The sequence below is a fragment of the Actinomycetospora sp. NBRC 106378 genome (assembly GCF_030269685.1).
Lineage (GTDB): Bacteria > Actinomycetota > Actinomycetes > Mycobacteriales > Pseudonocardiaceae > Actinomycetospora.
This window is the reverse complement of the sequence record NZ_BSTT01000002.1, coordinates 393,299-411,876: the sequence shown is the minus strand read 5'-3', so window position 1 is coordinate 411,876 and position 18,578 is coordinate 393,299. Positions and strand designations below refer to the sequence as shown.

Below are 18,578 nucleotides of genomic sequence, written 5' to 3'. Positions count from 1 at the left end.
CCGTCGGCGGCTCCGGAGCCCGATGGGTGACGTCTCGCGGGCCTCGACCCGGAACACCGCGTCCGGCCGGATCGGCCCCTGCCCGCGAGGCGAAGGTCGTAGCATCAGCGCCATGAGCGCCTCTCCTGCCGACGTGGATCGGAAGATCCGGCAGCTCGACAACGAGGTCCAGGCGATCTACGAGATGCTCGCCCGCATCGACGGCACGCAGCGGCGCCACGACAACCGCTTCGCGGAGCTGGGTACCGACCTCACCGAGCTCCGGGGCCAGGTGTCCGACCTCCGCGCGGACGTCACGGCGCTCGACACCAAGGTCACCTCGCTCGACGCCAAAGTGACCTCGCTCGACACCAAAGTGACCGCGATCGACACCAAAGTCACCTCGCTCGACGAGAGAGTTTCGTCGATCGACACCAAGCTGGACCGTGTGATCGGCCTGCTCGAGCGCTGAGCTGCTACCCCGCCCGGACCCGGGCGAGCACCGCCCTCATCGACTCCATCGCGGGTTCGAGCACGGTGATGTAGCTGAGGCCGAGGTCCCGACGACGGCGCTCGAGCTCGGCGGCCATCTCGTCCACGGTCCCGACGAGGACGGTCGGGGCGGCGAGGAACTCGTCGAGGGTCAGGTGCGGAGCGCGGGCCCGCCGGAGCTCCTCGGCCGTCCGCTCCCGGTCGTCGGTGATCTCGACGACCTGCAGCAGCGCGTTCCACTCGATCTCGCCCGCTCGGTCCCCAGCGGCGCTGCGCGCATGGTCGACCCGCTCGGCGTAGGAGCTGCCCGCGATCAGGGAGAGGCGACCCTCCCGGTCGGTGGTCGTGCCACTGAAGCCGACGATCCGCGCCCGCTGCGCGGCGATCCGGAGCATGCGGTCGCCGTTCCCGCCGAGGAAGAGCGGCATGGTCAGCAGCGGCGCGAGTCGATCGAGGCAGCGCTCCAGCCCGTCGAGGCGTTCACCGGCCGTGCCGTACGGGATGCCGAGGGCGTCGAACTCGGACCGCACGTACCCCGCGCCGAGGCCCAGCTCGACGCGGCCGCCGGACAGGGTGTCGAGGGTCGCCATCTCGCGCGCGAGCAGCACGGGGTCGTGGAAGGCCGCGTTGAGCACGAGGGTGCCGAGTCGCGTCCGCTCGGTGACGCCCGCGGCGGCACCGAGCGCGGTGAACGGGCCTGGCCGTCCCAAGTGGTCCGCGACCAGCAGCGTGTCGAAGCCGAGGGCCTCGACCCGCCGGCACCGCTGCGTCCACGTCGGCGTCGCGTCACCGAGCAGGACGACGCCGAAGCGGAAGGGGCGGCCGCCGTCGTCGATCACGAGGCCGAGGGTAGGGGCCGATGGAGCAGGCCGGACCGGATCTCACGGACGGCTTACCCGACCGCATCGGGGACACGTGAGACGTCACTGATCAGGCTGCCGAAGGCTCCGGAGCCCGATGGGTGACGCCTCGCGGAGGGGAGGTCCGGGCTCGGGAGGTCACGGTCCGAGCTGCGCCAGCCGCCCGGCGAGGTGGTCCCGCTCGACCGTGTTCTCCGTGAGCAGCAGCGCCTCCTCGTAGGCGTCCCGCGCCTCCGCGCCACGTCCGAGCCGCTGCAGGAACTCGGCCCGGGCCACGGCGAGATAGGGGTAGCCCGCCAGCTGCGGCTCGTCCCCGAGGGGTTCGAGCGCCGCGAGCCCCGCGGCCGGCCCGTCGGCGAACCCGATCGCGACCGCCCGGTTCAGCGCCACGACCGGCGAGGGCCACAGCGCGACCAGCAGGTCGTACAGGCCGACGATCTCGTGCCAGTCGGTCGCGTCGGCCGAGGGCGCCTCGTCGTGCACGGCGGCGATCGCGGCCATGAGCGCGTAGCGCCCGGGCGGCCGGTGGCGCAGCGCCTCCCGCACCAACGCGATGCCCTCCGTGATCGCGGCCCGGTCCCACCGCCCGCGGTCCTGGTCGCCGAGCAGCACCAGCGACCCGTCGTCGTGCCGCGCCTCCCGGCGGGCGTCGGTGAGCAGGATCAGCGCCAGCAACCCGGTGACCTCGGGACGGCGCGGGAGCAGGGCGTGCAGCATCCGCGCGAGGTCCAGCGCGCGTTCGACGAGGTCGCGGCGGATCAGGTCGGCGCCCGCCGGGGCGGCGTGCCCGGTGGTGAACAGCAGGTGGACCACCTCGCACACCGCCTCCACCCGCTCACCGAGCTCGTCCACGGGCGGCACCCGGTACGGGATGCGCGCCGCCGCGATCTTCTTCTTGGCGCGCGTGATCCGGGCGGCCATCGTCGGCTCGGCGACCAGGAACGCCCGGGCCACCTCCGCCGTCGAGCACCCGCACAGCAGCCGCAGCGCGAGGGCCACCTGCGCCTCCCGGGCGAGCGCCGGGTGGCAGGCGGTGAAGACGAGCCGGAGCCGGTCGTCCTCCTCGGGGGCGCCGACCCGTTCGTCCTCGACCAGCAGCGGCAGGGCCCGCCGGGCCGTGCTCTCGCGGCGGAGCAGGTCGAGCGCCCGTCGTCGGGCGGTGGTGGTCAGCCACGCCCCCGGGCTCCGCGGCACGCCGTCGGCGGCCCAGGCCGAGAGCGCCCGGGCGTAGGCGTCCTGCACGCACTCCTCGGCGAGGTCGAGGTCGCGGGTGACGCGCACCGTCGCGGCGAGCACGGAGGCCCATTCCCGACGATGCGCGTCCGCGACCGCCGCGGCGATCTCAGCCGACGACACGGACCGGCCGGACCTCGACCCCGCCGCCGATCGTCGGCACCTGCTTCGCGACGGCCACCGCCTCGTCGAGGTCGGCCGCCTCGATCAGGTAGTAGCCGCCGAGGCCCTCCTTGGTCTCGGCGAACGGGGCGTCGGTGACCGTGAACCCGCCGGCACCGTCGGGGCGGACCGACGTCGCCGTCGACGAGCGCTCCAGCGCGTTCCCGCCGCGCAGCGCCGCCCGGTGCTCCGCGGCGAACCGCTGGTGCGCCACCGTGACCGCCCGGGAGTCCTCCTCGCGGGCCTCGTCCATCGCGGCCTCGTCGTTGTAGATCAGCACCAGGTACTGGGCCATGTCGTCCGTCCTCTCCCTCGGCGGCCCGCCGCTCGGGTCGTCCACCATCCCGACGCGCGAGCCTGCCCGACATCGACACGCGGCGGCTGTCGATTCTGCGAGTGCTCGCGCGTCGAGCACGAGAGGGCAGTCCCGAACCACCCCGAGGAGACCGCGATGGCCACCGTGAACTACTTCGAGATCGGCACCCCGCACGCCGAGGAGGCCCGGCGCTTCTACGGCGGGCTGTTCGGCTGGGCCGTCGGGGAGCCCTCGCCGCAGGACTACCGGATGGTGGACGGCGACCGGGGCGGGCTGTGGGACACCACGTCGCTCGGTGGCGGCACCTGGGCGATCTTCTACGTGCAGGTGGACGACGTCGCGGCGACCGTGCGGCAGGCGGAGTCCCTCGGCGCCACGGTCGCCGTGCCCCTCGTCGACGGCGGGGCGATCGAGTTCGCCCACCTGCTCGACCCCGACGGCAACCGGTTCGGCGTCTGGCGCCCGAAGGACGCGAGCTGAGCCGACCGGGGTCAGGTCGAGGTGTCGTCGGCGCCCAGTGACACCCGAGCGGCGCCGTCGACGATCTCGCGCAGGGCGGCGACATGGCCGTCGAAGGCGTCGCGCCCCTGCTCCGTCAGGCGCGCCCGCAGTTTGCGCCGGCTGCCCTCGAGGCGGCGCTCGGTGGCCACGTACCCGGCGTCCTCGAGCGTGGTGAGCTGCTTGGACAGCGCCGAGTCCGAGAGCCCGAGGCCGTTCCTGAGGAAGGCGAACTCGGCCCAGTCGGCCGCCGCGAGGGTCGCGACGAGGGAGAGCCGGGTCGCCGGGTGGATCAGGTCGTCGAACCGCGGCACGGTCACCGCTCGAGCCGCGACCGCAGCGCCGACAGGATCTCCGGGCCGCCCAGCCCCACCACGGCGCCGACGAACAGACCCGCCCAGAGGCCGACGTGCCGGGCGCCGTCGGCGTGGAGCGCGAACGCGATCCCGATCGTGAGGGCGACCAGCACCAGCAGCATGCCCACGACGAGCGGAGCGGTCCGGCGTCCGGCGACCGCCGCACTGACCTGCAGGTTCCCGGTGCGACGCCGCCCGTCGAGCAGGCGGGTCGCGAAGATCGAGTGGCCGATCCCGAACACGATGGTCGCGATCGTGGCCAGCCACGACGGCCCGACGTCGCCGAGCGCGCCGAGCACCACCCAGCCTGCCGCCAGCCCCCACCAGTAAGACCGTGGCAGCCCGACCTCGGCGGCGACCCGGCCGCGCGCCACGGCGGCCCGGTCGAGCGCGGCCTGCGCCTGGTCGTTCGTGATGCGCTCCATGGCGACCACCTCTCTTTCCTAGGTGGAAACAGAGTCTTCTTGCCCGCCTGGAAAGTCAAGGTACCAAAGAGGAGGTTTTCCTCCATTTCATGGGTACTCTGGCCTCGTGACGATCACCCCGTTCCGCCCCGACGTCCCCGACGCCGTGCTCGACGACCTCCGGACCCGGCTCGGCCACGTCCGCTGGCCGGAGGCGGAGACGGTGGACGACGCCGGTCAGGGCCCGCAGCTCGGGGCGATGCAGGCGCTGGTCGAGCACTGGCGCACGCGCTACGACTGGCGGCGCGCCGAGGAGGTCCTCGACGGGTTCGGCCAGTTCCGCACCGAGGTCGGCGGCCTCGGCGTCCACTTCCTGCACACCCGCTCCCCCGAGCCCGACGCCCTCCCCCTGCTGCTCTGCCACGGCTGGCCCGGCTCGGTGCTCGAGTTCCGCGACGTCATCGGGCCGCTCACCGACCCGGTCGCCCACGGCGGGTCCGCCGAGGACGCCTTCCACGTCGTCGTGCCCTCGATGCCCGGCTTCGGCTTCTCCGACCGGCCCACGACGACGGGCTGGGGCGTCGGCCGCATCGCGGGCGCCTGGGCCGAGCTCATGGACCGGCTCGGCTACGGCGACCGGTTCGGGGCCCAGGGCGGCGACTGGGGGGCCGCCGTCGTGGACCGGATGGGGCGCGACGCCCCGCCCGGCCTCGTCGGGATGCACCTCAACCTCGTCCCGGCCTTCCCGACGGCGGACGAGGTCGCCTCCGCGACGCCCGAGGAGCAGGAGATGATCGCGTCCGCCGGGCGGTACACCGCCGAGCTCTCGGCCTACGCCGCCGTGCAGTCGACCCGGCCGCAGACCGTCGGGTACCTGCTCGCCGACAACCCCGTGGGCCTCGCCGCCTGGATCCACGCGCTGTTCGCCGATGTCTCCGACACCGACGGCGACCCCGCCGCGGTGCTCGGCTCCGACGCGATCCTCGACGACGTGATGCTCTACTGGCTGCCCAATGCCGGGGCGTCCTCGGCGCGGTTGTACTGGGAGGCCGCCCGCGAGGCGCCCGCCGCGGGCGGGCCGAACCCCACCCCGCTCGGGGTCAGCGTGTTCCCGAAGGAACCGGTCCGGGCCTCGCAGCGCTGGATCGAGGCCCGGTACGCGACGGTCGTCCACCACCGTCGCCACGACCGGGGCGGGCACTTCGCCGCGATGGAGCAGCCCGCCGCGCTCGTCGAGGACGTCCGGGCCACGTTCCGCGGCCTGCGGTGAGGGATACCGTCCGGCCGTGACCGACGGGACGCCCCTGCGCCGGGACGCGGAGCGCAACCGGCAGCGGCTCCTCGACGCGGCCGCCCGGCTCGTCGTCGAGCGCGGCCCCGGCGTGCCGCTCGAGGACGTCGCCGCGGCCGCGGGCGTCGGGATCGGGACGCTGTACCGCCGCTTCCCCGACCGGGACGCCCTGGTCCGGGCCCTCTTCGAGCGTCACGTGGACGCGGTGGCCGCCCTCGCGGAGGCGGCGGTCGCCGACGACCGGCACGGAGACGGGGTCGAGCGCTTCCTCACGACGGTCGCCGAGCAGCAGGCCGGGGAGGGCGGGCTCTCGCAGGTCCTGCGGTCGGGCCCGCTCGGCCCGGAACTCGCCGGCCGGGCGCAGGAGCGGATCACGCCCTCGATCGAGGTCCTCCTCGCCCGCGCCCACGCGGCGGGGACGATCGATGCCGGGATCGGCCCGGGCGACCTGGTGCTCGTCGACCTCATGGTCTCGGGCGTCCAGGCCGCGGGCCCACCCGACGACGGGACCTGGCGCCGCGCCCTCGCCCTCGCCCTCGCGGGGCTGCGGCCCGGGGCGGCGCCCGCCGGGGACACGCCCGACGACGAGGCCGTGCGACGGCTCCAGGGGCGCCCCCGGCCCGGCCTCCCGTCGGGCCCCGCAGGGGCGTAGGAAGAGCCGGTGGATCACTCCCCGCGGTACGTCTTCCTCGGCGCCGGCGCGGTCGGCAGCGCACTCGGCGGCCTGCTCGCCCGGCAGGGACGGCAGGTCCTGCTCGTCGCCCGCGGCGAGCACGCGCGGGTCATGACCGAGCGCGGCCTCACGCTGCGCTGCCCCGACCTCACCGAGACCCTCGCCGTACCGGTGGCCACCGCCCCCGAGCAGGCGCGACTGACCGTCGACGACGTCCTCGTGCTCACCGCGAAGACCCCGCAGGCCGCCGCCATCCTCGACACCTGGGGCGACGCCCCGGTCCACGACCGCGACGGGACCGAGGTCGGCCGGGCCGCCGACGTCCTGCCCGTGCTCGTCGCCCTCAACGGCGTGGCCGGCGAGGAGATCGCCCTGCGCCGCGCCGCCCGCGTGTTCGCCGTGTGCGTCTGGTTCCCGACGGTGCTGATCGAACCCGGCGAGGTCATCGTCCGCGGTGCGCCGCTGCGCGGCGTCTTCCACGTCGGGCGCTACGGCCACTCCCCCGACCCGGCGGCCGACCGGGACCTGCTCGCCGCGATGGCCGCCGACTGGGACCCGGCCGGATGCCTCGTCCGGCCGACCGACGCGGTCCTGGCGTGGAAGTACCGCAAGCTGATCGCCAACACCGGCAACGCGCTGGAGGCCCTGCTCGGCGACACGACCGGCGCCGAGGACATCGCGAAGGCGACCCGCGTCGAGGCGGAGGAGGTCCTCGAGGCCGCCGGCGTCGCCGTCGTCGGGAAGGAGGAGTCCCGCGCCGGGTGGGAGCCCGAGGGCCTCGAGTTCCTCCCCGTGCCGGGCGAGCCGGAACAGCTGGGCGGGTCGAGCTGGCAGTCGTTGATGCGCGGCACCGGCAGCATCGAGACCGACTACCTCAACGGCGAGATCGCGCTGACCGCCCGCCGCGTCGGACGGCCGGCGCCGCTGAACGCCGGGCTCACCACGCTCGCGCGGCGGGCCGCCCGGGACGGGCTGCGGCCGGGGTCGATCACCGCCGACGAGCTCCGGCGGGCGCTCGGTCTGGCGTGATCAGGTCGAGGCGTAGCGCTCCACCCCGTCGTCCTCCGCCCGGCGGGCGCGGCCCCGGTCGACGAGGACGTCCAGGTGCGAGCGCGTCTCCAGCACGGCGAGCATCCGGTCGAACGGCCCGAGCTCCTCGAAGGCCCGACGACGGCGGGTCCACCGCAGCCGGCCGGCGACCTCCGCCGCGGTGCAGGTCCGCTCGAGCAGCGGCACCACCGTCTCCTCCAGGCGGTGCGCGTGGTGCTCCTGCAGCTCGTCGACCCGGCGGTGGACGCTGCTCGTGACGTGGCCGTGGGCCGGCAGCAGCCAGGTGTCGGGCAGCGCGCGGACCCGGGCGAGCGAGCGCAGGTAGTCACCGAGCGGACGGTCCGGCACGTCGGGCTCGAAGCCGATCGACGGCGTGATGTGCGGGAGGACGTGGTCGCCCGCGAGGAGCAGCCCGGCGGCGTCGTCCCGGAAGACCAGGTGGCCGCGGGTGTGGCCCGGCGTCGGGATCGCGTCGAGGACGCGGGAGCCGAGATCGACCGCCTCGTCCTCCAGCCACGTGTCCGGCTGCTCCCACAGGTCGCGCGGCACCCCGTCGTCGGCGTCGGCCAGCTCCCGGGCGAGGTCGGCGGCACCGGCGCGGACGAGCAGCTCCAGCTGCGTCCCGACGATGCTGTAGGCCGGGTCCGCGATGAGCGCGAGCGACCGCCGCTCCGCCCGGCCGAGCGCGATGCCGGGCCCGAACTCACGGCGCAGCTCGACGGCCCGCGTGTAGTGGTCGCGGTGCACGTGGGTGACGAGGCACCGACGGACGTCCCGCGGGTGGCGGCCCAGCATCGCGAGCCCGCGCGCCAGGTGCTCCCGCCCCTCCGGGGTCGCCTGCCCCGGGTCGACGACGACCACGCCGTCCGGGCCGTCGAGGACGTAGGCGTTGACCGAGTGCAGCCCCGCGTCGGGCAGCGGCAGCGGGATGCGGAAGACGCCCGGCGCGACCGCGTAGACGCCGGGTCGGTGCCACGGCCACGCCGGGTCGGCCTCCTCCGGCGCGCCGAGCACCGCCTCCCCCACGACCTCCGTGGCGTGCGGAGCGTTCACGACCGCCCCTGCGGCCGCTTGGACATGAGCCCGGTCCGCGTCGCCCGGCAGACCAGCGTGCCGTCCTGCTTCGTGGCCCGGTGCTCGAACTCGACCAGCCCGGCGTCGGGCCGCGAGCGGGACTCCCGCCGGGAGACGACGGTGGTCTCCACCGCGATCGTGTCGCCGTGGAACACCGGGGCGGGGAAGGCGACGTCGGTGAGCCCGAGCTGGGCGACGATGGTCCCCAGCGTCAGCTCCGGGACCGACAGCCCGACGACGAGCCCGAGCGTGAACATGCTGTTGACCAGCGGCCGGCCGAACTCGCTCGCGCCCGCGTACTCCGCGTCGAGGTGCATCGGGGCCGGGTTCATGGTCATCGTGGTGAACAGGACGTTGTCGGTCTCGGTCACCGTCCGCCGGGTCGCGTGCCGGACGACGTCGCCGACCTCGAGCTCCTCGAACCAGCGCCCGGACACCGGCCGGTCCACCTGCTCGGTCACTGCTGCTCCTCTGCGTTCGGGGGGACGGCGTCGATCCGGCACAGGACCTGCCCCTGCGACACCGAGGCGCCGACCGCGAGGTCGAGCCCGACGACGACGCCGTCCTGGTGGGCGGTGACGGGGTTCTCCATCTTCATGGCCTCGACGACGACGATCTGGTCGCCCGCGGAGACGGTGTCGCCCGCGGCGACGGCGATCTTCACGACGGTGCCCTGCATCGGCGCCGCCACCGACGACGGCGAGGCCGACGCCCCGCCGCCGCGGGGCCGGGTGGCGGCGGCCGCGGCCCGCTCCCCCACCGCCGCGGACAGGCCCGGCACCGCGACCGGCAGCCACCGCTTCCCGATGCGCACCAACGCTCCTGCGGCACCGCGGTCCTCGTGGGGCTCGACGGTGTTGTTCCACTCGGTCTCGATCCAGCGGGTGTGGACGGTGAAGGAGGAGGCGCCGTCGGGGGCGGTGAAGGCGGGGTCGGTGACGACGAGGCGGTGGAACGGGATGACGGTGGGCAGGCCCTCGACGACGATCTCGGACAGGGCGCGGCGGGAGCGTTCCAGGGCCTGTTGGCGGTCCTCGCCGGTGACGATGAGCTTGCCGACCATGGAGTCGAACTGGCCGCCGATCACCGATCCGGACTCCACCCCGGCGTCGACGCGCACCCCGGGCCCGGAGGGGGCGACGAAGCGGGTGACGGTGCCGGGGGCGGGGAGGAAGCCGCGGCCGGCGTCCTCGCCGTTGAGCCGGAACTCGATGGAGTGCCCGCGGGGTTCGGGGTCTTCGGTGATGCGCAGGTGTTCGCCGTTGGCGATGCGGAACTGCTCGCGCACGAGGTCGAGGCCGGAGGTCTCCTCGGAGACGGGGTGTTCGACCTGCAGGCGGGTGTTGACCTCGAGGAAGGAGATGGTGCCGTCCTCGCCGACGAGGAACTCCACGGTCCCGGCACCGGAGTAGCCGGCCTCGAGGCAGATGTCGCGGGCGGAGGTGTGGATGCGTTTGCGCTGCTCGTCGGTCAGGAACGGCGCGGGGGCCTCCTCGACGAGTTTCTGGTGGCGGCGCTGCAGCGAGCAGTCGCGGGTGCCGACGACGATGCAGGTGCCGTGCTGGTCGGCCAGGACCTGGGCCTCGACGTGGCGGGGCCGATCGAGGTAGCGCTCGACGAAGGATTCGCCGCGCCCGAACGCCGAGACGGCCTCGCGGACGGCGGCGTCGAACATGTCGGCGATCTCGGCGCGTTCGCGGGCGACGCGCATGCCGCGGCCGCCGCCGCCGAACGCGGCCTTGATCGCGACCGGCAGGCCGTGTTCGTCGGCGAAGGCGATGACCTCGTCGGCGTCGGCGACGGGGTCCTTGGTGCCGGGCACGAGCGGGGCGCCGGCGCGTTCGGCGATCTTGCGGGCGGTGACCTTGTCGCCGAGGTCGCGGATGGCCTGCGGGGACGGGCCGATCCAGATCAGGCCGGCGTCGATGACGGCCTGGGCGAAGTCGGAGTTCTCCGAGAGGAACCCGTAGCCGGGGTGAATACCGTTCGCGCCGGACTGGCGCGCGGCGTCGATGATCTTCTCGATGTTCAGGTACGACTCCGCCGCGGTCTGCCCGCCGAGGCCGAAGGCCTGGTCGGCGATCCGCACGTGCGGGGCGTCGCGGTCCGGGTCGGCGTACACCGCGACACTCGTCAGGCCTGCGTCCCTGCACGCCCGCGCCACACGCACGGCGATCTCGCCACGGTTGGCGATCAGCACGCTGTGCAGCACGGTCACACCGGGGTGTTGGGTCGGTGGCGGGACTTCGGTCCCCGGGTCCAACGCGCTGCGTCCGCGAGGCGACGGGCGAGCTCACCGCGCAGGTCGGTCGGCTCGACCACCGCGTCGACGACGAGGTCGCTCGCCATCCGCAGCAGGTTCACGTCGGCCTCCTGCTCGGCGACCCGGGCGGCGACGAACGCGGCCCGCTCGGCCTCGTCCTCGATCGCCGCGACCCGGCCGGCGTACATCGCGTTGACCGACGCCTCGGCCGCCATCGTGCCGATCGTGGCGGTGGGCAGCGCCAGCGTCGCCCGCGGCGCGAAGCCGGGAGCGCACATCGCGTAGAAGCCCGCCGCGTAGGACTTGCGCAGCACCACGCTGATGACGGGCACCTCCGCGCTCGCCATCGCGCTGACCAGCTTCGCGCCGTGCCGGATGATCCCCTGCCGCTCCACGGCGACGCCGACCATGAAGCCCGGGACGTCGTGGAGGAAGACGATCGGGACGTTGAAGGCGTCGCACATCGTGATGAAGCGGGTGGCCTTGTCCGCCGAGTCGACGAAGATCGCCCCGCTGCGCACCATCGGCTGGTTCGCGACTAGGCCGACCACCTGCCCGTCGAGGCGCGCGAGGCCGACCACCATCTCCTCGGCCCACCCCGCCTTGATCTCGAAGAAGCTGTCCCCGTCGACGAACCGGTCGATCACCTCCCGGACGTCGTAGGAGACGTTCGGGTCGGACGGGACCGCTCCGTCCCAGTCCTCCCGGGCCGGCGGCACGGGCTCCGCCACGGGGGGTCGCGCCTCCCAGTGGTCGGGCAGGTAGGAGAACAGCAGCCGCGCGGCCGCGACGGCCTCCCAGTCCTCGGTGAAGACCTCGTCCCCGCACCCCGAGACCGTGGCGTGCATGACCGCGCCGCCCATCTCCTCGAGCGTCGTCCGCTCCCCGGTCACCTTCTCCGCGATCCGGGGCGACGCCAGGTACATCGAGGCGTGGCCCTCGACCATCCCCACCCAGTCGGTGAAGGCCGGCATGTAGGCGCCGCCCGCCGCCGAGGGCCCGTGCAGGCAGCAGATCTGTGGGACCCGCCCGGAGAGCCGCACCTGCAGGGCGAAGATCCGGGAGGCCCCGCGTCGTCCGGGGAAGAAGCCCATCTGGTCGCTCAGGCGCCCGCCCGCGGAGTCGACCAGGTAGAACACCGGGAGCAGGTCCCGGTCGGCCCGCTCCAGGATGCGGATCTGCTTCTCGCAGGTCAGCTCGCCCCAGGAGCCCGCCTTCACCGTGAAGTCGTGCGCGATGACCGCGACCGGGCGGCCGTCGACCCGCCCGACCCCGGTGACGACGCCGTCGGCGGGCAGGCCGTCGGCGTGGGCGTCGGCGAGCAGCCCGTCCTCGACGAAGCTGCCCGGGTCGAGCAGGACGGCGAGCCGGTCGCGCACCGGGAGCTTCGTCGGCCACCGCGAGGGGTCACCGCCGGCGCGCGCCCGCTCCGTGGCCGTCCTCAGGTCGTCCGCGTCGTCGCGGCGCTCGAGCGTCGTCATCCTCAGACCGGCAGCCCGAGTCCGCGGGCCAGGAGCAGGCGCTGCACCTCGGAGGTCCCCTCGCCGATCGTGAGGATGCGGGCGTCCTGGTAGTGCCGCGTCGCCGCGCTCTCCTGGACGAACCCGTAGCCGCCCTCGAGCTGCGTCGCGATGTAGGCCGCCTTGTTCGCGGCCTCGGACGCCACCAGCTTCGCCGTCGCCGCCTCCTTCGCGATCGGCATCCCGCGGTCGTACTTCCAGGCGCCGTCGTAGGTCATCACCCGCGCCGTCGAGGCAAGAGCAGCGATGTCCGCGAGCTGGAAGGCCACGCCCTGGTGGCCGCCGAGCGGGGCGCCGAAGGAGGTGCGGTCCGCGACGAAGCGCCGGACGTCGTCGAGGCAGCCGAGCGCGAGGCCGGTGCTCATCGCCGCGATCGGGAGGCGGGCCCACGTCAGGAAGCCCAGGGCCTCGCGGTACCCGCGGCCCTCCTCGCCCAGCAGCGCCTCCGCCGGGAGCCGGACCTCGTCGAAGAACAGCGGGTGGGTGTCCGAGGCGCGCCACCCCATCTTCGCGTAGGGGCCGCCCACGGTGACCCCGGGCGCGTCCAGCGGCACGAGGAACGCCGACACCGGGCGGCGCCCGCGGGCGGCCACGGTCTCCGGGGTGATCGCGTCGCCGGTCGCGGCGAAGAGGATCACGTAGCGGGAGAACGGCGTGCCGGAGTTGGTGATGAACTGCTTCGCGCCGTTGAGCACCCAGCCGTCGCCGTCGCGGCGGGCGGTCGTCGCGATGTTGCCGGCGTCCGAGCCCCCGGTCGGCTCGGTGAGCCCGAACGACACGAACGTCTCGCCCGTGCAGGCGGACGGCAGCACCTCCTCCAGCAGGTCGTCCCGGCCCTGGGCGAGGTGGGCGAGCAGGGCGACGCTGATCGCCTGCACGTGCACGGTCACGGCGAGCGAGGAGTCGACGCGGGCCAGCTCCTCGGCCGCGACGCACAGCGTGCGGAGGTCCGCTCCCCCGCCGCCGAAGCGCTCCGGGGCGAGCAGGCCGTAGGCGCCGAGACGTCCGGCGGCCCGTGCGAGGTCGGCGTCGAACCGCCCCTCGATGCTGCGCTCGGCCGCGCCCGGCGCGACCTCCCGGGTGCAGAAGTCGCGCATCGCCCGCTGCCACTCCCGGTGGTGGTCCTCGAGGGCCCACGGCACGCCGTAGTCCTCCTCGAGCAGCGCGTCGGCCGCCTGGTCGACGGGCCGGTCGGTGGTCTGGGTCATCGCTGGCTCCCGGGGTGGTCGGCGGATCTCGACAGTACGCTCATTGTTCTAGTCATGCCTAGATTTTCGGGGCACGCATCGAGGCGACCATGTCCCGCGCGGCGGCTCAGGCGCCGGCGACCCGGCGCCCCTGATCGGCCCAGTAGGGCTCCCGCAGCGTCTTGCGCAGCAGCTTCCCGACGACGTTCTTCGGCAGCGGCTCGTGGGTGAACGTGACGCCGCCGGGCTTCTTGTACGAGCCGAGGCGGCGGCGGACCAGGTCGATCACCTCGTCGGCGGTCACCTCGGCGTCGGGCGCGACGTGGCAGACGGCCATGGGGGTCTCGCCCCACTTCTCGTGCGGGACGGCGAAGACCGCGACCTCGATGACGGCGGGGTGGTCGGCGATGGCCGACTCGAGCTCGGCGGGCCAGATGTTGAAGCCACCCGAGACGATCATGTCGTCGGCCCGGTCGAGGATGTAGACGTAGCCGTTCTCGTCGATCCGCCCGATGTCCCGGGTGCGGATCCAGCCGTCGACCAGCCGCGTGGCCGTGAGCTCGTCGTCGTTCCAGAAGCCCGTCATCTGCGACTCGACCCGCGCGAACAGCTCGCCCTCGGCGCCGAGCGGGAGGACGGTGCCCTCCTCGTCGCGCACCTCGAGCCGCGCGAACGGCAGGACCTTGCCCGCCGCCCGCAGGGGCTGCGACCCCGGGACCTCGGAGAACCACTCCTGCGGGGTCATCACGGTGAGCGGCACGGCCTCGGTCTGCCCGAACACCTGGTGGAGCACGTCCCCGAACGCGGCGCGGCCGGCCAGCGCGGTGGCGTCGGTGATCGGGGCACCGCCCACGAGGAGGCACTCCAGCGCGGACACGTCGCGCTCGGTACGTGACGGCTCCGCGGTGAGCATCTGGACCATCGACGGCGGCGCGAACATGTGCGTCACCCCGTGGCGCTCCATCATCGCGAGCACCTTCGCCGCGTCGAACGCCCCGAAGAGCAGGTTGACGCTGCCGTGCAGCCAGGCGGGGAGGAACAGGTAGCCCGAGGCGTGGGAGATGGGTCCGGCGTGGCCGACCACGCTGTGGGTCTGCAGGTTCGGGAGCCGGTAGTACCAGTTCCGGCAGTTGACCAGCCAGTCGTGCTGGGTGTAGCCGATGCCCTTCGGACGTCCCGTGGTCCCGGCCGAGTGGCGGATGATGTACCAGTCGTCGCCGTCGACCTCCAGTTCCGGATCGACGTCGGACTGCCCGGCGAGCCAGGACTCGTAGCCGTCGTCGCGCACGAAGATGCGCGACAGTCCCTCGATCTCGGCGTCGAGGCCCTCGACCTCGGCGGCGTGCACGGCGTCGACGAGCACGACCCGCGTCTGGGTCTGCTCGATCATGTGGCGGTGGGACTGCCGCGCGTTGCGGGCGTAGAGCGGCACCCGGACCGCGCCCGCGATGGCGGCGCCGAGGAACAGGTCCGCGGCGCCCAGGTTGTTGTCCTCGAGCCCGGCGACGCGGTCGCCCGGCCGGACTCCCAGCGCCCGCAGCCCGTTGGCGAGCCGGACCCCGCGCTCCCAGGCCTGCGCGAAGGTGAAGGTCGCGGTCTCGGTGACCAGGGCGGTCCGGTCGCGGTAGAGGGTCATGGACTGGCGCATGAGGCTCGGGACGTCCACGGGCGGGGCTCCTCGTCGTCGGGCGCGGCCGGCGCTGGCCGTTGGGCGCCCGACGCTATGGCCCGGGTCACACCCCCGATACCCACGATCGAGGGGTGGGCGGGTCAGCCGCGTGCGGTGAAGAGCGCGAGGAGCGTGTCGGCCATCTCGTCGGCGAGGGCGTCCGGAGCGAGCCGCCCCGCCGGGTCGTACCACTCCGGGATGTAGGCCAGGGCGCCGAAGACCACCGACATCCGGACCCGCATCGTCTCGGGGCCCGGAGCGTCGACGACCCGCTCGGCGACCTCCTCGAAGATCGCCGCGTGCGCGCGCCGCACCTCGAGGACGATCGCGCGGATCTCGGGGACCGACACCGGCATCGTCAGGAAGAGCGGCGCGAACTCCGGGAAGTCGCGGACCTCGATGAGCACCTGCTCGCGGAACAGGGAGCGCAGCACCGCGGAGGGAGGACCCGAGGCGTCCACGATCGCCCGCAGGCGTCCGAGGACCTCCTCGGAGGAGCTCTGCAGGCAGCGGCGGAGCAGGTCCTCCTTGGAGGAGAAGTAGTGGTAGAGGCTGGGTCCGCGCAGGTCCAGCTCGGCCGCGACGTCCTCGAAGTTCGTGCGGTCGTACCCGCGCTGCGCGAACAGTCGCGCCGCGGCCCGTTCCAGCTCGGCCACCCGCTGCGCGCGCTTGCGCTCGATCCGACTCGGCGGGGCCGGTGCGTCCGTCACGGGAGCAGTCCTGCGGCACGCGCCCGGTGGACCGCCTCGCTGCGGGTGTGGCTGTCGAGCTTGGCCATCGCCGACTTCAGGTACGACTTGACCGTCTCGACGCTGAGGAAGAGCCGCCGGGCGACCTCGGCGTTGCCACACCCGAGCGCGACGACGCCGAGCACCTCGAGCTCGCGGGCGGAGAGCGCGGCGCGGGCGGTGGCCTCGTGGGACGGCCGGTCCAGGCGCGTCGTGAGCCGGTCCAGCCGGTCGCGGACGTCGGCGTCGGGGACGGCGGGCCGCGTCGCCGCCAGGATCGCCAGCAGCTCAGCGACCTCGTCCGCGCCGAGGACCACGCCGGCCGGGTGCGGTGCGGTCACCCGCGTCGCGGCCCGCACGGCCCGGACCGCGCCCCGCAGGAACCGCTCCCCGAGGTCCAGCGGTCGGCGCACGGCGCCGTACACCGCGCCGCGCAGGTCGGTCCCCACCCGGACGGGCAGGGCGAACACGGCGTGCAGCCCCTCGGCGGCCACGGCCTGGTCGAACTGGTGGGTGATGCCGGGGTCCCGCGCGTAGTCGGCCACGGCCAGCGGCCGGTCCAGCGCCAGCACCTTCCCCCCGAGTCCGGCCCCGACGGACGTCTCGAGACCGTCCATCGAGCCGACGCGGTGACCCCGCATGTACCCGAGGCGGAAGGTCCGCGGGGAGGGCATCGACGCGGCGAACGCCATGTCGACGACGTCGAGGGCCGCCACCGCCCGCACCGCGCGTTCGAGCTGCGGGTCCGCCCCGGCCGTGCCCGTCGCCGCCATCGCCACCACCTCGATGTTCTAGGTGTGACTAGGGATACTACTCATGGCCCGAGCACCTCCGGGCGGAACCGAGAGGCGTCACGACTCCAGCGGGTGCCGCACCCGGAGACCGGGATAGCGCGCGAATCCGCGATCGGCGGTCACCCACGTGCAGCCGTGTTCGATCGCGAGGGCCGCCAGGAAGGCGTCCGGGACGGCGTTGCCTCGCGCGCCCGCGCGCCGACACAGGTCGTCGAACAGGACCCAGTGCCGCGGGCCCGGTTCGAGGGGTACGACCGCCGGAGCCGACCGGAGAGCGGCCAGCAGGTCCAGTGCCGCCGATACGGCCAGCGGCTCGTCGAGCACCTTCGGGTGGGTCACCACCCGGATGAACCCGCTCGCCACCACGGCCGACAGCCCGAACGGCTCGTGCCCGCCGGCGGCCGCCTCCAACCAGTGGCGGTACGGCTCATGCTGCTCGTCGTCGGCGTTGAAGGCGTGGACGAGGACGTTCACGTCGCAGGCGATCACCGGTCGTCCATCGCGTCGAGCAGCGCCGCGTTGTCGTCGAGGTCGACCCCGGCCCGCACCCGCCCGCCGTGGAAGGGGCGGACGCGGAAGGCGGAAGCCGGGCCCTCCTCCCGGCGCAGGAGCGATTCGCGGACGCCGTCCTCGATCACCTGACTGACCGTCCGGCCGAGCTCGGCCGCCCGTCGGCGCACCTGGTCGAGCAGACCGTCGTCGATCGTGATCGTTGTGCGCATGCACCGAACGATACGCCAGCTGCATCACGATGCACAGATCATGCATCGTGATGCCCACGTGCCGCGCGCGGTTTCCTACGCGACCGCCGCGAACGCCCCGTCGGTGCGCTCGAGGATCGCGTCGATCACCTCGTCGGTGTGGGCCGAGGACAGGAACCAGTTGTGCCAGGGGTGCAGGTACACCCCGCGCTGCACGGCGGCCTCCGCCCACGCCGTGACGCGCCGGAAGTCCGGGTCGTCGTCGAACGACAGCATCGGCATCTGCACCGGCCCGGTCTGCCGGATCGTCACCCCGTGCGCGGCGGCCTGGGCCGCGAGGCCGGAGCGCAACCGCGTCCCCGCCCGCTCCATCGCCGGGAGGGCCTCGCCGCGACGCAGCTCGGTCAGCGTCGCCAACCCCGCCGCCAGCGGCACCGCACCCGTCCAGAACGACCCCGTCACGTAGATCGTGCCGACCGCCTCGCGCAGCGCGTCGATGCCGGTCACGGCGCCGAGGGGCTGCCCGTTGGCCAACGGCTTCGACCACGCCGACAGGTCAGGGCGCACGCCGAGGGACTCCCACGAGCCGGCGAGGTCGAGCCGGTGGGTGGCGCGCACGTCGTCAAGGACGAGCACCGCGCCGGTCCGGTCGGCCAGGTCCCGGAGCCCGCGCGCGAAGGCCGGGTCGACCAGCTCCTGGTCGCGCTTGATGTCGTGCCGGAACGGCGTGACGAGGATGGCGGCGAGGTCGGAGCCCGCCTCGTCCGCCGCGGCTCGCACGGAGGCGAGGTCGTTGTACTCGTAGCGGATCAGGTGGGCCTGGTCCTCCGGGGTGACGCCGCCGCCGCGCACGGCGAAGCCCGGCACCGCGCCGTGGTAGGCACCGCGTGCGACGAGCACCTTGCGGCGCCCGGTCGCCGCGCGGGCCGTCGTCATGGCGGTGGTCATCGCGTCGGTGCCGTTCTTGCAGAACAGCGCCCAGTCCGCGGCGGCCACGGTGTCGACGAGCAGCTCCGCGTACTCCACCGCGGTCGGGCTGATGCCGTCGAGGCAGTCGCCGCGCCCGAGCTGGTCGACGATCGCCGCCGTCACCGCGGGGTGGCGGTGCCCGAGGATCATCGGGCCCCAGCTGCACATCAGGTCGAGGTACTCGCGCCCGTCGGCGTCCCACACCCGTGCGCCCTCCCCCGACACCACGAACTGCGGGTGCGCGGTGGAGAACGCCGACACCGACATGTGCCCGTACATCCCGCCCGGGATCACCCGGCCCGCGCGCTCCCGCAGCGCCAGCTCCTGCTCGCCCAGTCCGATCTCGAGTGTGGTCATCG

The 18,578-nt window shown here is 74.1% G+C and carries 21 protein-coding genes; 5 read left to right on the top strand and 16 right to left on the bottom strand.

Features of this window, described 5'->3' with window-relative positions:
• Nucleotides 1-22 precede the first annotated feature (22 nt).
• Entirely contained in the window at nucleotides 23-451 is a 429-nt protein-coding gene (locus tag QSK00_RS06355) for a hypothetical protein (protein ID WP_285588724.1), read from the top strand.
• Between the two features lie 4 nt (nucleotides 452-455).
• Here the strand turns inward: QSK00_RS06355 and QSK00_RS06350 are convergent, their stop codons facing one another.
• From QSK00_RS06350 to QSK00_RS06340, 3 genes are all read right to left on the bottom strand, one after another.
• Nucleotides 456-1,310 carry a TIGR03621 family F420-dependent LLM class oxidoreductase gene (locus tag QSK00_RS06350; protein WP_285588723.1) on the bottom strand — a complete coding sequence of 285 codons (855 nt, stop codon included), beginning with the start codon at nucleotides 1,308-1,310 and terminating at the stop codon, nucleotides 456-458.
• Between the two features lie 159 nt (nucleotides 1,311-1,469).
• Nucleotides 1,470-2,687 carry an RNA polymerase sigma factor gene (locus QSK00_RS06345; protein ID WP_285588721.1) on the bottom strand — a complete coding sequence of 406 codons (1,218 nt, stop codon included), beginning with the start codon at nucleotides 2,685-2,687 and terminating at the stop codon, nucleotides 1,470-1,472.
• Nucleotides 2,674-3,021: a YciI family protein gene (locus QSK00_RS06340; protein ID WP_285588720.1), complete on the bottom strand. Its 348-nt coding sequence runs from the start codon at nucleotides 3,019-3,021 to the stop codon at nucleotides 2,674-2,676. Before QSK00_RS06340 ends, QSK00_RS06345 begins: the two co-directional genes overlap by 14 nt.
• A gap of 156 nt (nucleotides 3,022-3,177) precedes the next feature.
• Here QSK00_RS06340 and QSK00_RS06335 point away from each other — a divergent pair, with 156 nt between their 5' ends.
• Nucleotides 3,178-3,522: a VOC family protein gene (locus QSK00_RS06335; protein WP_285588717.1), complete on the top strand. Its 345-nt coding sequence runs from the start codon at nucleotides 3,178-3,180 to the stop codon at nucleotides 3,520-3,522.
• 11 nt (nucleotides 3,523-3,533) lie between these two features.
• On the opposite strand, the gene QSK00_RS06330 is transcribed toward QSK00_RS06335, so the two are convergent.
• Together QSK00_RS06330 and QSK00_RS06325 are read right to left on the bottom strand one after the other, a co-directional pair.
• Nucleotides 3,534-3,860: a winged helix-turn-helix domain-containing protein gene (locus QSK00_RS06330; RefSeq protein ID WP_285588715.1), complete on the bottom strand. Its 327-nt coding sequence runs from the start codon at nucleotides 3,858-3,860 to the stop codon at nucleotides 3,534-3,536.
• Nucleotides 3,857-4,321 carry a hypothetical protein gene (locus QSK00_RS06325; protein WP_285588714.1) on the bottom strand — a complete coding sequence of 155 codons (465 nt, stop codon included), beginning with the start codon at nucleotides 4,319-4,321 and terminating at the stop codon, nucleotides 3,857-3,859. The genes QSK00_RS06330 and QSK00_RS06325 overlap by 4 nt, the downstream gene beginning before the upstream one ends.
• Before the next feature lie 106 nt (nucleotides 4,322-4,427).
• On the opposite strand from QSK00_RS06325, the gene QSK00_RS06320 reads away from it, so the two are divergent.
• Genes QSK00_RS06320 through QSK00_RS06310 form a run of 3 tightly spaced genes read left to right on the top strand, consistent with a single transcriptional unit; the run spans nucleotide 4,428 to nucleotide 7,293 of the window.
• Nucleotides 4,428-5,570, top strand: a complete 1,143-nt coding sequence (locus tag QSK00_RS06320) for an epoxide hydrolase family protein (protein ID WP_285588711.1) — start codon at nucleotides 4,428-4,430, stop codon at nucleotides 5,568-5,570.
• Between the two features lie 16 nt (nucleotides 5,571-5,586).
• A complete protein-coding gene (locus QSK00_RS06315; RefSeq protein ID WP_285588710.1) occupies nucleotides 5,587-6,243 on the top strand; it encodes a TetR/AcrR family transcriptional regulator in 657 nt (218 codons plus the stop codon).
• 9 nt (nucleotides 6,244-6,252) lie between these two features.
• Nucleotides 6,253-7,293 carry a ketopantoate reductase family protein gene (locus QSK00_RS06310; RefSeq protein WP_285588708.1) on the top strand — a complete coding sequence of 347 codons (1,041 nt, stop codon included), beginning with the start codon at nucleotides 6,253-6,255 and terminating at the stop codon, nucleotides 7,291-7,293.
• On the opposite strand, the gene QSK00_RS06305 is transcribed toward QSK00_RS06310, so the two are convergent.
• From QSK00_RS06305 to QSK00_RS06255, 11 genes are all read right to left on the bottom strand, one after another.
• Nucleotides 7,294-8,367 (bottom strand): MBL fold metallo-hydrolase, encoded by a 1,074-nt coding sequence (locus QSK00_RS06305; RefSeq protein WP_352231093.1) that lies wholly within the window; start codon nucleotides 8,365-8,367, stop codon nucleotides 7,294-7,296.
• Complete coding sequence (locus tag QSK00_RS06300) at nucleotides 8,364-8,849, bottom strand: MaoC family dehydratase (RefSeq protein ID WP_285588706.1); 486 nt, start codon at nucleotides 8,847-8,849, stop codon at nucleotides 8,364-8,366. Before QSK00_RS06300 ends, QSK00_RS06305 begins: the two co-directional genes overlap by 4 nt.
• Nucleotides 8,846-10,606: an acetyl/propionyl/methylcrotonyl-CoA carboxylase subunit alpha gene (locus QSK00_RS06295; RefSeq protein WP_285588705.1), complete on the bottom strand. Its 1,761-nt coding sequence runs from the start codon at nucleotides 10,604-10,606 to the stop codon at nucleotides 8,846-8,848. The genes QSK00_RS06300 and QSK00_RS06295 overlap by 4 nt, the downstream gene beginning before the upstream one ends.
• Entirely contained in the window at nucleotides 10,603-12,132 is a 1,530-nt protein-coding gene (locus QSK00_RS06290; RefSeq protein WP_285588701.1) for an acyl-CoA carboxylase subunit beta, read from the bottom strand. Before QSK00_RS06290 ends, QSK00_RS06295 begins: the two co-directional genes overlap by 4 nt.
• Nucleotides 12,133-12,134: 2 nt before the next feature.
• Nucleotides 12,135-13,379 (bottom strand): acyl-CoA dehydrogenase family protein, encoded by a 1,245-nt coding sequence (locus QSK00_RS06285; RefSeq protein ID WP_285588699.1) that lies wholly within the window; start codon nucleotides 13,377-13,379, stop codon nucleotides 12,135-12,137.
• A gap of 106 nt (nucleotides 13,380-13,485) precedes the next feature.
• Entirely contained in the window at nucleotides 13,486-15,024 is a 1,539-nt protein-coding gene (locus QSK00_RS06280; protein WP_285588698.1) for a class I adenylate-forming enzyme family protein, read from the bottom strand.
• A 104-nt stretch (nucleotides 15,025-15,128) separates the two neighbouring features.
• The gene (locus QSK00_RS06275) at nucleotides 15,129-15,737 is read right to left on the bottom strand and encodes a TetR/AcrR family transcriptional regulator (RefSeq protein WP_285588697.1); all 609 of its coding nucleotides are present in this window, start codon (nucleotides 15,735-15,737) and stop codon (nucleotides 15,129-15,131) included.
• A complete protein-coding gene (locus QSK00_RS06270; RefSeq protein ID WP_285588696.1) occupies nucleotides 15,734-16,528 on the bottom strand; it encodes a response regulator transcription factor in 795 nt (264 codons plus the stop codon). Before QSK00_RS06270 ends, QSK00_RS06275 begins: the two co-directional genes overlap by 4 nt.
• 78 nt (nucleotides 16,529-16,606) lie before the next feature.
• Nucleotides 16,607-17,038, bottom strand: coding sequence for a type II toxin-antitoxin system VapC family toxin (locus QSK00_RS06265; protein ID WP_285588694.1), 432 nt, complete (start codon nucleotides 17,036-17,038; stop codon nucleotides 16,607-16,609).
• Nucleotides 17,035-17,271 (bottom strand): ribbon-helix-helix protein, CopG family, encoded by a 237-nt coding sequence (locus QSK00_RS06260; RefSeq protein WP_285588692.1) that lies wholly within the window; start codon nucleotides 17,269-17,271, stop codon nucleotides 17,035-17,037. The genes QSK00_RS06265 and QSK00_RS06260 overlap by 4 nt, the downstream gene beginning before the upstream one ends.
• A 75-nt stretch (nucleotides 17,272-17,346) precedes the next feature.
• On the bottom strand, nucleotides 17,347-18,576 hold the full coding sequence (locus QSK00_RS06255) for an aminotransferase class III-fold pyridoxal phosphate-dependent enzyme (RefSeq protein WP_285588690.1): 1,230 nt from the start codon (nucleotides 18,574-18,576) through the stop codon (nucleotides 17,347-17,349).
• Nucleotides 18,577-18,578 lie beyond the last annotated feature (2 nt).

Excerpts from the sequence above, each read along its gene's own strand:
- QSK00_RS06290 (WP_285588701.1), bottom strand. The coding sequence starts at position 12,132 with ATGACGACGCTCGAGCGCCGCGACGACGCGGACGACCTGAGGACGGCC.
- QSK00_RS06270 (WP_285588696.1), bottom strand. The coding sequence starts at position 16,528 with ATGGCGGCGACGGGCACGGCCGGGGCGGACCCGCAGCTCGAACGCGCG.
- QSK00_RS06340 (WP_285588720.1), bottom strand. The coding sequence starts at position 3,021 with ATGGCCCAGTACCTGGTGCTGATCTACAACGACGAGGCCGCGATGGAC.
- QSK00_RS06355 (WP_285588724.1), top strand. The coding sequence starts at position 23 with ATGGGTGACGTCTCGCGGGCCTCGACCCGGAACACCGCGTCCGGCCGG.
- QSK00_RS06260 (WP_285588692.1), bottom strand. The coding sequence starts at position 17,271 with ATGCGCACAACGATCACGATCGACGACGGTCTGCTCGACCAGGTGCGC.
- QSK00_RS06255 (WP_285588690.1), bottom strand. The coding sequence starts at position 18,576 with ATGACCACACTCGAGATCGGACTGGGCGAGCAGGAGCTGGCGCTGCGG.
- QSK00_RS06335 (WP_285588717.1), top strand. The coding sequence starts at position 3,178 with ATGGCCACCGTGAACTACTTCGAGATCGGCACCCCGCACGCCGAGGAG.
- QSK00_RS06325 (WP_285588714.1), bottom strand. The coding sequence starts at position 4,321 with ATGGAGCGCATCACGAACGACCAGGCGCAGGCCGCGCTCGACCGGGCC.
- QSK00_RS06285 (WP_285588699.1), bottom strand. The coding sequence starts at position 13,379 with ATGACCCAGACCACCGACCGGCCCGTCGACCAGGCGGCCGACGCGCTG.